The 13,304-nt window shown below is 39.6% G+C and carries 8 protein-coding genes; 2 read left to right on the forward strand and 6 right to left on the reverse strand.

The window, feature by feature from the left end; all coding sequences use genetic code 11:
* The first annotated feature begins 3 nt into the window (after positions 1-3).
* Complete coding sequence (locus MHB53_RS14330; RefSeq protein WP_340919519.1) at positions 4-1,524, forward strand: BCCT family transporter; 1,521 nt, start codon at positions 4-6, stop codon at positions 1,522-1,524.
* A 539-nt stretch (positions 1,525-2,063) separates the two neighbouring features.
* On the opposite strand, the gene recQ is transcribed toward MHB53_RS14330, so the two are convergent.
* From recQ to MHB53_RS14345, 3 genes are all read right to left on the reverse strand, one after another.
* On the reverse strand, positions 2,064-4,190 hold the full coding sequence (gene recQ / locus MHB53_RS14335) for a DNA helicase RecQ (protein WP_340919521.1): 2,127 nt from the start codon (positions 4,188-4,190) through the stop codon (positions 2,064-2,066).
* Positions 4,191-4,388: 198 nt separating this feature from the next.
* Positions 4,389-6,956, reverse strand: coding sequence for a rhamnogalacturonan lyase (locus MHB53_RS14340; RefSeq protein WP_340919523.1), 2,568 nt, complete (start codon positions 6,954-6,956; stop codon positions 4,389-4,391).
* A gap of 340 nt (positions 6,957-7,296) precedes the next feature.
* On the reverse strand, positions 7,297-8,400 hold the full coding sequence (locus tag MHB53_RS14345; protein WP_340919525.1) for a hypothetical protein: 1,104 nt from the start codon (positions 8,398-8,400) through the stop codon (positions 7,297-7,299).
* A 154-nt stretch (positions 8,401-8,554) separates the two neighbouring features.
* On the opposite strand from MHB53_RS14345, the gene MHB53_RS14350 reads away from it, so the two are divergent.
* Positions 8,555-9,394 carry an alpha/beta fold hydrolase gene (locus MHB53_RS14350; RefSeq protein ID WP_340919526.1) on the forward strand — a complete coding sequence of 280 codons (840 nt, stop codon included), beginning with the start codon at positions 8,555-8,557 and terminating at the stop codon, positions 9,392-9,394.
* Positions 9,395-9,445: 51 nt separating this feature from the next.
* Here MHB53_RS14350 and MHB53_RS14355 read toward each other — a convergent pair whose 3' ends face one another.
* Genes MHB53_RS14355 through MHB53_RS14365 form a run of 3 tightly spaced genes read right to left on the reverse strand, consistent with a single transcriptional unit; the run spans position 9,446 to position 13,179 of the window.
* Positions 9,446-10,408 (reverse strand): L-threonine 3-dehydrogenase, encoded by a 963-nt coding sequence (locus MHB53_RS14355; RefSeq protein WP_340919528.1) that lies wholly within the window; start codon positions 10,406-10,408, stop codon positions 9,446-9,448.
* A gap of 48 nt (positions 10,409-10,456) precedes the next feature.
* Positions 10,457-11,647: a glycine C-acetyltransferase gene (locus MHB53_RS14360; protein WP_340919530.1), complete on the reverse strand. Its 1,191-nt coding sequence runs from the start codon at positions 11,645-11,647 to the stop codon at positions 10,457-10,459.
* 53 nt (positions 11,648-11,700) lie between these two features.
* Positions 11,701-13,179, reverse strand: coding sequence for an arylsulfatase (locus MHB53_RS14365; RefSeq protein ID WP_340919532.1), 1,479 nt, complete (start codon positions 13,177-13,179; stop codon positions 11,701-11,703).
* Between the last annotated feature and the right edge of the window lie 125 nt (positions 13,180-13,304).

Consider the following 13,304-nt stretch of genomic DNA (forward strand, 5'->3'; position numbering starts at 1 on the left):
AACATGAGTAAAGGCAGTAAGACCGTTTATAACAATTCCGTTTTTTGGATCTCAGCTATTTTTATTACAATCGTTGTTTTATTTGGTGCAATTTGGCCGCGTAAATTTGAACAGGGTGCTTCCGCAGCATTCAATTTTACTACATACGCATTTGGTTGGTTTTATTTATTGGCAGTATTATTTTTTGTTTTATTATTGTTATTCCTTGCCGTTAGTAAGTTCGGCAGAATTAAGTTAGGGCCGGATGATTCAACACCTGATTATCCATTCTTCACATGGATTGGTATGCTGATGTCCTGTGGACTTGGCATTGGGCTGGTATTTTGGGGAGTCGCTGAGCCAATGAGTCATTTCTATACAAGTCCATTTCAAGGGACAGAGGATCTTTCTCGTCAAGCAGCTCGGACCGCCATGGGCTACTCTTTTTTCCATTGGGGGATGAGCCAGTGGGCCATATTTTCCGTTGTTGGACTTGCAGTTGGCTTTTTTCAATTTCGTAAAAACGAGAATGGATTAATTTCCACTACAATAAAGCCCCTTATTAAAAAGCGACGTAGCGCAGGCGCCATAAAAAAGATAATTGATACGCTAGCGGTTATTGCTACTGTTGTTGGCGTGGCCACTTCTCTTGGACTTGGGATTATGCAAATTAATGGCGGACTTACGACTGTATTTGGATTTAGTAATAATATTTCAACCCATCTTGGTATCGTCGTCGTGATGCTTATTTGTTATCTTTTATCTTCTATTACTGGGTTAGATAAAGGGATAAAGTGGCTTAGTAATATTAACCTCGCTTTAGTGTTTATTATTATGTTATACGTGTTTATTACTGGACCAACTGTCTTTATTCTTAATACATTTACGCAAGGACTTGGTGACTATGTCACGCATTTTATTGAATATAGTTTGCGCCTATCTCCTTATACTGGGGATACATGGATACGTGAGTGGACGATCTTTTATTGGGCTTGGACAATCTCTTGGTCCCCGTTCGTTGGGGCGTTTATCGGAAGGGTTTCACGTGGTAGAACTATTAGAGAATTCATCATGGGTGTATTGATTATTCCACCACTTATTTCATTATTATGGATTGCTGTATTTGGTGGTACAGCGCTTCATATGGATTTGTTTAAGGGAACAAATATCGCGGGTGATGTAAATAATGATGTCACATCTGCACTGTTCTCCACATTTAATGAATTACCGTTTAGTTATCCATTATCTATAATGGCCATTATTTTAATCTTTACTTTCTTAATCACTTCCGCAGATTCTGCTTCTTATATTCTCGGAAGTATGACGACAAATGGTATGCCAACCCCGCCTATTATTGTTCGTGTCATTTGGGGTGTACTGATCGCTGCAATTGCCGCTGTTTTAACAATCGCAAGTGGGTTAGAAGGACTGCAAACCGCCTCCCTTGTCGCAGCTTTACCATTTACGGTCATATTAGTGCTGATGTGTATATCCATCGTAAATGGCCTGCAAAAAGAACATCGCTTGATAAGAAAAAAGAAATAATTAAAAGGGTACAGACTTTGAGAGTCTGTACCCTTTGGCTGTCAAGAAAGTCTTAGCAGTCATTTATTCAAGTTAGTTCGCTCACGCCAACTTTATGACTGTTTGACTAGTTTAGGAAACACTTATACCTGTAATCCTAGTGAATAACTTCCATCACATCATCAACTGAGTTTTATTGGCCACTCGACTTCCGTTATAAGCCTTATGAGTTTACTGCCCACTAGGCTTCTGTTATAAGCCACTCATGGGATTTACTGGCCACTCAGCTTCCGTTATGAGCCACTCATAGGTTTTACTGGCCACTCAGCTTCTGTTATGAACCACTCATAGGTTTTACTGGCCACTCAGCTTCTGTTATGAGCCACTCATGGGATTTACTGGCCACTCAGCTTCCGTTATGAGCCACTCATAGGTTTTACTGGCCACTCAGCTTCCGTTATGAGCCACTCATAGGTTTTACTGGCCACTCAGCTTCCGTTATGAGCCACTCATAGGTTCTACTGGCCACTCAGCGAAAATTCCATCCATCTACGATTTTCCTATTGTTTCTGCACATACGCCCTAATCATGAAAAAGCTGATTTCATCGGGTAAAAGTTCTTTAATCGGTGTTAGTCTGGCCGTTCCAGCTTCGTTTGCAGCAGCTTCAATCAATGACTCGTATTCTGAAGGGATAAATGCACCCCAGTCTATCTCTTTTCCTTCGTCAGAGCATTTAATTAAATGACCTTCAATCGTTCTCTCAGCCACTTCTCTCTCTGCTGCTATTTCTGAAATAGATAAGCCTGTTTGTAACAATTGATAAGATATATGGTGACTTTGTTCTTTTCCGCTATTTGAGCTTGAGCGCTTTGTTCCACTTCCAGCGCGATTTATCGATATTGTTTGTTCAATACCATTTTCTTCACAATAGGAGTTAATCACATCTAGGAATCCCATCCCATATGCTTCCAATTTTCGTTCCCCGACACCCTTTATCTGTAGAAGATCTTGCTCAGTTCTTGGCAAGAAGGCACTCATTTCCCGTAATGTCACATCGGAGAAAATAATGTATGGAGGTACTTTTTCCGTTTCAGCAATCTCTTTTCTCAATGCACGTAATTTTTCAAATAGCGCATTGTCTTCCACAATTTGAGCGATACGAACTTTTTCCTTACGCAATACTGGTTCCGTTCCTCTGAGAACATTCCCGGACTTTTCCGTTAGCATTAAGACAGGATATGCACCATCAGTAGGCTTTAAATATCCTTCAGCAGTCAAAAAGTCAATAAACTCATTAACATCCTTTTGTGTCTTATCTTTCATAATTCCATATGTTGATATTTGATCAAGTCGAAACCCCTTAATCTTCTTATCACCAGAACCTGTGAGTACCTTCGTGATCATCGTTTTCCCAAATCGTTCATTCATGCGTCGAATACATGATAGAACCATTTGCGCTTCTAGCGTTGCGTCTACTTGCTCGCGATCATCCGTACAACTTCCGCATTTTCCGCATTCTGGTGCATTTTCTTCACCAAAATAATGAAGAATATATTGTTGTAAACATGATTCTGTATGACCATAAGCAACCATTTGTCTCAGCTTTGCATATTCATTTTCTTTACGACCTTCATCCATATCCGATTGCTCAATTAAAAAGGACTGAATATGCGTGTCCTGCGGAGAAAATAATAATATACATGCACTCTCTTCTCCATCACGACCTGCTCTCCCTGCTTCTTGATAATATGCTTCCATATTACGCGGGATATGATAATGGATAACAAATCGCACATTGGATTTATTTATACCCATGCCAAAAGCATTTGTCGCGACCATGATTGTAGTATTGTCATATAAAAATCTTTCTTGATACGTATTACGCTCTTTTTCTGATATTCCCGCATGATATTTCCCCGCTGCAAATCCTCTTGCTTCTAAAAAGTGATGAACACGATCTACTTCTTTTCTCGTTGCCGCATAGATGATCCCTGCCTGTCCTTTATTTTTATCTAGATAATCGAGCAAATAGCTGTCTCTGTCTTGGCCTTTTACAACTTGAAAATGCAAGTTTTCCCGCTCAAATCCAGTAATAACAGTATTTTGCTCATCAATATGCAGAACCTTACAAATATCATCACTCACATGCGGTGTCGCTGTAGCAGTCAATGCTAAAACAGTAGGTTTTGGCTGAATTCTACCAATTAATTGTTTAATATTTAAATAACTAGGTCTAAAATCGTGACCCCATTGTGAAATACAATGTGCTTCATCAATTGCGATAAGCGAAACATGAATTCCTTCAAGAAGGCGCAAAAATGACGGGGTTTCAAGTCTTTCCGGAGCAATATAAACAAGCTTATATTCACCATTGTAAATACCCGCAAGTCGCTGTTGCATTTCTTCTCCTGTAATCGCGCTATTAATATATGTTGATGGGATACCTGTTTTCTCCAAAGCATCCACTTGGTCTTTCATTAATGATATTAATGGGGATATAACAATCGTTACACCACGTAGCAGCATCGCAGGAACTTGGTAACAAACCGATTTCCCACCGCCCGTCGGCATAATACCGAGCGTATCTTTCCCATTCATAATTTTTTGAATAATATCTTCCTGCCCTTTTCGGAACTCGTCATAGCCGAAATGAGTATGTAGCAGGCCTTTTGCCTTTGTTAACAATGGACAAACCTCCTGTTAATCGATATATCTATTATAGCAAAAAAGAGGTGGCAGAAGACGAAAATCGGATTAGATTAAGAGATGAAATGAATACCGGAATAACCGCATAGGCCAAGACAATACTTTTTTGTTAACAAAAAGGGTTGTCCCATTGGCTAAGCCAAATACAGAACAACCTCAAAGTTGAATTCTAATACACTATTTATTTCCTGTTGCCCTCCACATATCAATTGACATTTGAGCGTGATAAGTCAAGTTACGCTTTGCTCTTGGGGATATGTTCGTTTGCTTTGTTTTGTGATCTATTTGCGAAATAAACTTTTCCATAAATTTGATCGCATTTTTTTCAGATCCTTTTTCCGCATGATGTATTACTTGTTTGAAACTATTATCTAATTGAGAAGCAAGCGGACCCGTTAATTCACCACTATCTTGATATTGATCCATCAGACTTCCTATTACAGTAAGCGCTGCTGGTGTACGCAAGGTAGGAATAGGCACCTTCCCCCAATCAATATCTGACGCAAAATAAAAGCTTGGATATGCAGGCTGGTTATAGGTAACATTCTGCCATGCAATTCCTGTTCTATACTGTGCATCATGCATAAGTGTATATAATTTGCGATCTGTTAATTCTGTACTCAAGTAAATACGAATTGCTGAGCTATCCTCTGTTCTAACGAGAAGTTCTTCTCTCCAGTCACCGTATATATCAGCAACTAAAGAAGGGTTGCCTTTTGTACCATTATTGGTTCTTGTTCCCGAAGCAGTTAACAATCTGCCTTTTTTCCAATCATCGATAGTAGTAGTTGCGTTGCCTGAACCCCCGACTATTTGTGTCGTCATATTTGCCGACCATTTAATATTCATGTTCGTACCAGGAGCATTCGTGCTGATCTGTTCACCATTAGCCGTCCATAATCCAACAGCCCATGTTTCTATACCGTGCTGATCAGGATCGACGTCTCCTACCATGCCACGACCAGTATCTTTTCCAGTGTAACCGCCGTATATAATCTCACCTGTTTTAGCATCACGTAAAGCATATCCATAAGGTGCCCATGGACCGCCTTCATGTACCATGAAAATTTCTAGACCAGGCCTATCGGGATCAATATCTGCTACATGTAATGCATCCCCATGACCAAGCCTTGCTACTGCCCCCGGATCTGCACTTTCTGGTGGCATGACATCCATCGAACTGTACAGTAAAGTTCCATCATTGTTGATGGTCGCTCCACCATAAATGATTTCTTGCTTCCCGTCGCCATCCACATCTGCAGTACTTAAGGAATGGGCACCTTGTGTCGTAAGTGTTGCAAATTCGGGATCTGTTCCATCTCTCCCATGAGGACCGTCGTTGAATGGATTGGTCATAGGGGTCCAACCACTGTCAACATGCCAAATTTCCTTGAGTTTCTTGCCATTCCAGCTATATGAAACAAGATTCGCTCTAGTGTAGTATCCTCTAGCAAATATCGCTGCAGGATTTTCACCATCAAGATAAGCAACACCAGCGAGAAAACGATCCACTCGGTTACCTGGTTCAATTCTTGACATGGCATAATCTCCCCACATGAGTCCATCATCATGTCGTCCAGGTTTATAATGAATCGTTTCAAGCTCCTTACCTGTAGCACCTTCAAAAACAGTCATATATTCGGGGCCGTCCAAAATAAAACCTTCAAATTTTCTTAATTCATTTCGACTACTCCTGCTTGGAGCATAATCATCGATAAAATAATCCGCCAATTGTTCAGCATTTTCTTTTGATAAAGGATATTTGTATTTATTTTCAATGCCAAAAGCTGACTCCAGCGTATTTGGCCAGTTTCCATTGACAACCTCATCATGCTTATGCCAACCCATGAACATCTTTACAATATGGTTATAATAATCATCTTTACTCATACGGTAATCATCTTCGTTACTATAACCTGCTTTTATATCCCCTTTTGGCATAGTAATATATTTTTCTGATGTAACGTTACCGTTTTTATCATAATTAATAATTTTTGTACCTGGTGCTGTCTTAAACATCATTTCAGCTTTTCCATCGCCATCAAAGTCGTATACTAAAAATTGAGTATAATGCGCACCTGCTCTAATATTTACACCCAAGTCAATTCTATATAACAACGTTCCATCAAATGTATAGCAATCAATATAAACATTTCCTGTATAACCAATTTGCGACACATCTTTGGAGTTTGATGGGTCCCATTTAACGAAATATTCGTATTGACCATCCCCATCGACATCTCCTACGCTCATATCATTAGCGGAATATGTGTATGCCTCACCAGCGGGCGTTATTCCGTCTTTCGGCTTTTGTAATGACAAATCATAATATTCATTTGCCCAAGGCTTGGCCGTTGCACTTTCATCTACTTCCTTTCCATTGATTACAGCTCTAACATGATACTCAGAGGCTGACGTTCCATCTTGATCTAGATAGTTTGTACTATCGCTGACAGTGGTGATCTGTTTTCCGTCACGATAAATATTAAAATCGGCACCTACCATGCCACCTTCTCCATAGCCAGTTACTTCATTCGCAGCCAATCTCCAGCTTAAAAATACACCTTCGGAAGTGGCTGTTGCTATCAATCCCCTATCCAAATACTCCATTTGCATACTTTTCACCTTACTTATGGGATCCTTAGTACTAGCTCCAGATGTTGCACCGAAACTTGTAAGAATTAAAGGTATGACCAAAGCCACAGACAATGCTTGTCTACCAAAAAAAGACTTTTTTAAGAACATTCCATACACCGTCCTTCATTTTATTAGATCAATGCTTTTTCTACACTCCCCTCTGTTGAAAACCCTTTCATTTAGTTGTATCACGGTTGGACTCCTTCCTAATTATAGATTGACTATTCAGTTATATGTGTTTGAAAAACAGTTGTAATCATATAAAAAACAGTGTTAATAACCAAGGAGATTCTTTGTTGGATCAATCCCTGCCGTCACATCCATGTACTTACTGAATTATGCGCTAAGACCACAGCGTCCTGCAGTAATGGTGATTGTATAGCCTCTACGAAATGATGGAAGCATACATCACTGAAAAAACCTTCTCAAAGTAGCAAGAAGGTCATTCTTATTTGCGTTCATTAGCAAGCTCGTGAATTTCACCATCCAGCTCAAACAAAATCACATCTAACTGGGACTGATTTGTCACTTCGCAATACATTCTTTCTAGCTCATTTTGATAACTCTTCGCTTCAGAAAGATATTTTTTACCAACATCCATAAACTTGCGATATTCCGCCTCTATTTTAGCAATTTCCGTTGCAAATGCTTCATCGGTCCCTGGGGTTACTGTTAACTCATACATATCAATTATTTCATCTCCTGGACTGGTTGGAAAATATTCATGTGGTTTCGTACTATCAAATACAGCCCATCCAAGCTCACGAACAAGCACCATATCGAGACTTTCTGGATCAAATCCACAATGGTATACTTCAAGATCATATCCACGTACCTTTGCTTCATGTACTAACTTTTTCAAAAATGTTGATTTCCCAGTACCTGCCCGACCTTTCAAGAAATACCTAGCTTCTAATCCATCCGTAATATTATCGACGAAATCAACTGGTCCCTCTGGAGTTGCCGCTCCAAGAAAACGGTGCATGATATGTGAATCTGTTTTTACATTCTTACTTTGTTTGAATAACTTCTCTATGAATTTGTTTGCTGTATTATTAGCTTTTTCAAAATCCATTTGCCCAATATATATTCGCTCCCAGTCATCATGCACACGCAATCCTTTTGCATACGATTGATAAGCACTGCTGAATGCCGTTTCCACTTGTTCGTTTAACCGATTAATTTCAACTATTTTCCCATCTAGATTGGCTGTGCGATATGCCTGATCTATATCCATCGTTTCCCAATGTGAGCCTACATAGTCCTTTCCAATCGATCGTGGCAGATCGCCATCCATAACTGCTACGCCAAGCTGGCGAATAATAAGTCCTTCCACATGTTGTGGGTCATCGGCGCGATGGATCACCTCCAAAGGATAGCCTTCCACAGCCCACTTTTGCAAAAGTTGTTCAATAATATAAGACTTTTCTTTGGAAGATTTTCCGGACAAAATAAAGACCCGTTCTAATTCCGCGAGATTCGAATCGTATAAACTATAAAATCCCTTTGCGGTATTGCCACCAGCAAAATATCTCAGTATATTACTGTTCATATCTTCACTCCTGTTTTTAAATGATTCCATTTAGCCTATGCAGTTATGCTTGGATGTGTCCATTACAGAGTTACGCTCAAAATATATACAATATTCTCCCCTAGCATATCCCATAATGTGCTAATATATATAGGTAGAATACAGGGGGTTAATAATGAACACTAAACATCGAAGCATCGGTCTATTCTTTATCATCGCCTTAATTATCGGGCTCGTCTTGTTTCGCCCCAAAATGATGGATGATAAAAAATTTGCCGCCGAACAGCCAGCAGTGGTGCCTACACTTTTTGTCCATGGCTATAAAGGTAGTGAGCGCTCTTTTTCCACTATGTTATCACGAATGTCGGATCAACAATGGGGCGAAAAAATGCTTGTCTGTCGCGTTAGTAAAAATGGACGAATTTCTTTAAAAGGAACGTTATCTGAGGAGAAAGATAATCCTTTCATTCAAGTGATATTTGAAAATAATCGTGCACGTATTAATGACCAAACTAAGTGGTTGCAAAATATAATGAAAATATTAAAGGACCGTTACAATGTTCACGAGATAAATCTAGTTGGGCATTCCATGGGTGGACTAGCTCTAACTAATTATCTAGAAACAGTAAATGGTCATGAATCATACCCTAAAACTTTGAAGCTAGTGACGATCGGAAGCCCCTTTAAAGGAATAGATCATGAGGATTATTTTGAACTTAATTACGGAGAAGCACTTAAGGATCTAAGAGTGGGTTCTATTGGATTAAGATTACTGATAGATAATAAAGAATCATTTCCCGCCAATATTAAAGTTCTATCTATAGTAGGTGTAATCTCCGATCCATCGACTGGGGACGGCCTTGTTTCCCAACAAAGTGCGTTAGGCAATCGCGATATCGTAAAACAAGATCAATTTAACGAAGTAACCATACATGACCAGAAAGCTACTCATTTCGGATTACATGAACATTTATATGTTGACCAATTGATAGCTGAATTTTTATGGGAGCAATGATAAACAGGTTAAGCGAATGATTAGCTCATCCGCCTAACCTGTTTTTTCAAGCTAAGCCCACTCCTTGGTCCCATCTTTTATAGTAATTTTTTCTAACATATGACTTGTCATCCTTGCCAAGTCATATGTAGCATCATAATTCCATTCTTCTCGAGCGGCAGAGTCATCAACTGAGTTTGGCCAACTGTCGGCTATCGCCTGACGAACTGGATCCACCGCATAATTCAGCACGAATTCTGGAAGATGCTTGCGGATTTCAGCCGCAATTTCCTCTGGATCAAAACTCATGGCGGTAATATTAAAGGCATTACGATGTTTCAACTTACTTGAATCCGCTTCCATCAAATCGATGATTGCCTTTAATGCATCTGGCATATACATCATATCCATATATGTTCCTTTATCAATAAAGGAAGTGTACTTTTCCTTTGCTACAGCACCGTAAAAAATCTCAACTGCATAGTCTGTCGTGCCTCCTCCTGGTGGGGCAACATATGAGATTAATCCAGGAAACCGAACACTTCGTGTATCGACACCGTATTTCGCATAATAATAATCACAAAGCAGTTCACCGGATACTTTATTCACACCATACATCGTGGTTGGCCGTTGAATGGTATCTTGCGGTGTCTTTTCTTTTGGGGTAGATGGACCAAATGCACCAATTGAACTTGGAGTAAAAAATTGTAATTCAAGCTCCCGTGCTGTTTCCAGTGCATTTACTAATCCACCCATATTCAAATTCCATGCAGCAAGTGCCTTCGCTTCAGCAGTTGCCGAAAGTAGCGCTGCTAAATGAATAATCGTATCAACTTGATATTTTTTGGCAAGTTCAAACATACGATTGCCCTCCGCCACATCCAACATTTCGAATGGTCCAGATAAAAATCCCTCACATCTGTATGTTCGAATATCTGTGGCTATTACATTTTCTGCTCCATATACATTACGTAACTTGACAATTAACTCTGCACCGATTTGACCTAAAGCACCGGTTACTAATATCTTTTTCATCGGACTTCCCCCTGTTGAAGATTCCGTCTATTATCATTCACAATAGAATTAAATGACTCCCATTTCTTTGCCTACCTTTTCATAAATTGCAATTGCATGATCAAGCATTTCTGTCGTATGAGCAGCTGTTGGCATATTACGAACACGCCCTGTCCCTTTTGGAACTGTTGGAAAAACAATTGATTTAGCATAGACACCTTCCTTATAAAGCTGTTTGCTGAATGCTTGTGTTGTTTTTTCATCGCCGATTATACATGGTGTAATCGGTGTTTCACTGTTACCAACATTAAAACCCAATGCTTTTAAGCCCTTTTTTAAATAATGACTATTTTCCCAAAGACGATCATGTAATTCAGTGCTCTCCATTAAAAGTTCAATTGCCTTCGTTGCAGCTGCAGCATCTGCTGGAGTGACTGCAGTGGAAAATAAGAATGGACGTGATCTAACTTTAAGCCAATCAATTAAATCCTTTCTCCCCGCTACATAGCCTCCGACAACGCCAATCGCTTTTGACAATGTTCCAATTTGAAAGTCGACCTTCTCTTGGAGACCGAAATGCTTCACCGTGCCTGTTCCTTTACCAAGTACACCGGATCCATGAGCATCATCCACATAGCTAATCAAGTCAAATTCTTCAGCAATCTCAATAATTTCGGGAAGTTTAGCAATATCTCCGTCCATAGAAAAAACGCCATCCGTAATGACCATGATTTTATTATATTGGTCGGAATCCCTTGCCTCTTTAGCCTTTTTTCGTAAATCATCCATATCTGAGTGATTTACACGAATGATCTTTGCTTTAGATAATCGGCATCCATCAATGATTGATGCATGATTTAATTCATCCGATAAAATGGCATCATTTTTATCCATTACTGCGGAAATAGCCGCCATATTACAATTAAATCCGGATTGGTAAGATATTACCGATTCTGTTCCTTTAAATTCTGCTAGCATTTCCTCAAGCTTAATGTGAGGTTCCAATGTACCATTAATCGTCCTGACTGCCCCCGCTCCGGCACCCCATTTGTCGATAGCATCAATCGCAGCTTTTTTTAGCCGCTCATCTGTTGCAAGGCCAAGATAGTTATTGGAAGATAAATTGATTTTACTTTTTCCATCTAAATTAATCATAGGACCATTTGCACTTTCAAGGGTATCTATTTCGTTATAAAGCCCCTGGTGTCGTAAATTAGCTAAGTTTTCTTCTAAAAAGCGCTCAAGAGTCTGACTGGACATGTCCATCCCTCCATTATGATATAAAAAATTGAACTAGACTTCTGCCTCGATTCTTATTGCTTTTGTATATTAATCGCCTCAAGCAAACAGTCCAATACAGGCTTCGATTTTCTACCTACTACTAAATGATCGCCATCTGTATAGCCTTCTTCTCGCGTTTTCAACTCACTAATTAATATATCTCTCCAGTATTTCAAACGTTCCTGGCTTTCCGCGTTACCCGCTAGGTTTACAAGCTCTGTTGGATCTTCTTGAAGATTAAATAATTGTTCCATGCCTGTTTGCGTAAACCAAATATACTTTTCCTTACCATCTGTTACATATTGATGTGAATATACTCCATATATATGCTCTCCGTGGAGATATTCACGCCATGCTCTTTCTCCCTTACAGAGTGGGATGACACTTTTTCCATCTACATTTTTTGGGGTATTAACTTCTGCAACGGCCAAACACGTTGGCATTATATCTCGAAGCTCTACCACTTGGTCTACTGTCTGGTTCCTCTTAATATTTAAATTATTTCCAGGGTCAGAAAGGATAAATGGAACTTTAGCACTCCCTTCGTATGGTAGTGCTTTCCTATAAAAGTGATGATCACCCAATAGTTCCCCGTGATCTGATACAAACATGATAATCGTATTATTCAATACGCCATGCTCCTTTAATGAAGACATGAATCTTCCAATTTGATAATCAATATGTGTAATAAGCGCATAGTATGCAGCTTGTGCTTTTTTGAAGCGGATTTTTGGAACCTTTCCTCTTAACACAGTCGGATCGAAGCCGCTTCGATCTCGATCCTCATACTCTGCCCACTCACCTACAGCTGGTTCTGGCAGATCCAAGTCCTTATACATCTCATAAAATGCTTGCGGAGGATCAAATGGTGGATGCGGCCTTACAAAAGACATTTTTAAAAAGAATGGTTTTGTTGTATCCCTTCTCCGTAGAAAATCAATTGACTCGGACACTACCCAGTTTGTAGGATGTAATGCTTCGGGTAAATGCCAAGGTCGCGCGACTGTGGATGCGTTGCAATCAAGACCGAGATCATTTAAATCGACTTGCACCCCCGCTTGTTGCTTTAACCATGGCAAATAATCGTCACCGCTATAATTGAATGATTCCGTTTCTGGCTGTTGGTGCTTGTATCGATTGTAAAATAGATAACCATCATGCAATACTACATGGTGAAATCCACATAAGTTTCTTGGTGGATAGACATGCATTTTCCCTACAGCTTGAGTATGATATCCGGCTTTCGTTAATTCTCCAGGTAATGTATGTGTATAATTCCATAGCACTTTGTCTTCGTACCCAACCCTGCCATTCGCAGCTTGCGACATCCCTGTTAATAAAGCCGCTCTTGCCGGGACACATGTGGGCGTTGCTGAATATGCATTTGAAAATAAAACACCATTTCGGGCTAATTGGTCAATATTAGGCGTATCAACAACTGGGTGGTCAAGTATGCTCATACAATCTCCACGCATTTGATCCACTACCATTAATACGATATTTGGCTTCATGTTTCTCCACTTTTCCTTCCTAGCTATACCAATAGTACTAGTCACTTGGAACACAAGATATTTAAGTTTTTCACAACTTCACTTCCTAGGCATGGTGTAAAAGACAACTGGTAAACAAATTCCCC

Origin of the sequence: Bacillus sp. FSL K6-3431 (assembly GCF_038002605.1) — a bacterium.
Classification (GTDB): domain Bacteria; phylum Bacillota; class Bacilli; order Bacillales; family Bacillaceae_C; genus Lederbergia.

What these genes read in the sequence shown, in the direction of transcription:
- MHB53_RS14330 (WP_340919519.1), top strand. Translation starts at nt 4, where the DNA reads ATGAGTAAAGGCAGTAAGACCGTTTATAACAATTCCGTTTTTTGGATC.
- MHB53_RS14340 (WP_340919523.1), bottom strand. Translation starts at nt 6,956, where the DNA reads ATGTTCTTAAAAAAGTCTTTTTTTGGTAGACAAGCATTGTCTGTGGCT.
- MHB53_RS14345 (WP_340919525.1), bottom strand. Translation starts at nt 8,400, where the DNA reads ATGAACAGTAATATACTGAGATATTTTGCTGGTGGCAATACCGCAAAG.
- MHB53_RS14350 (WP_340919526.1), top strand. Translation starts at nt 8,555, where the DNA reads ATGAACACTAAACATCGAAGCATCGGTCTATTCTTTATCATCGCCTTA.
- MHB53_RS14355 (WP_340919528.1), bottom strand. Translation starts at nt 10,408, where the DNA reads ATGAAAAAGATATTAGTAACCGGTGCTTTAGGTCAAATCGGTGCAGAG.
- MHB53_RS14360 (WP_340919530.1), bottom strand. Translation starts at nt 11,647, where the DNA reads ATGTCCAGTCAGACTCTTGAGCGCTTTTTAGAAGAAAACTTAGCTAAT.
- MHB53_RS14365 (WP_340919532.1), bottom strand. Translation starts at nt 13,179, where the DNA reads ATGAAGCCAAATATCGTATTAATGGTAGTGGATCAAATGCGTGGAGAT.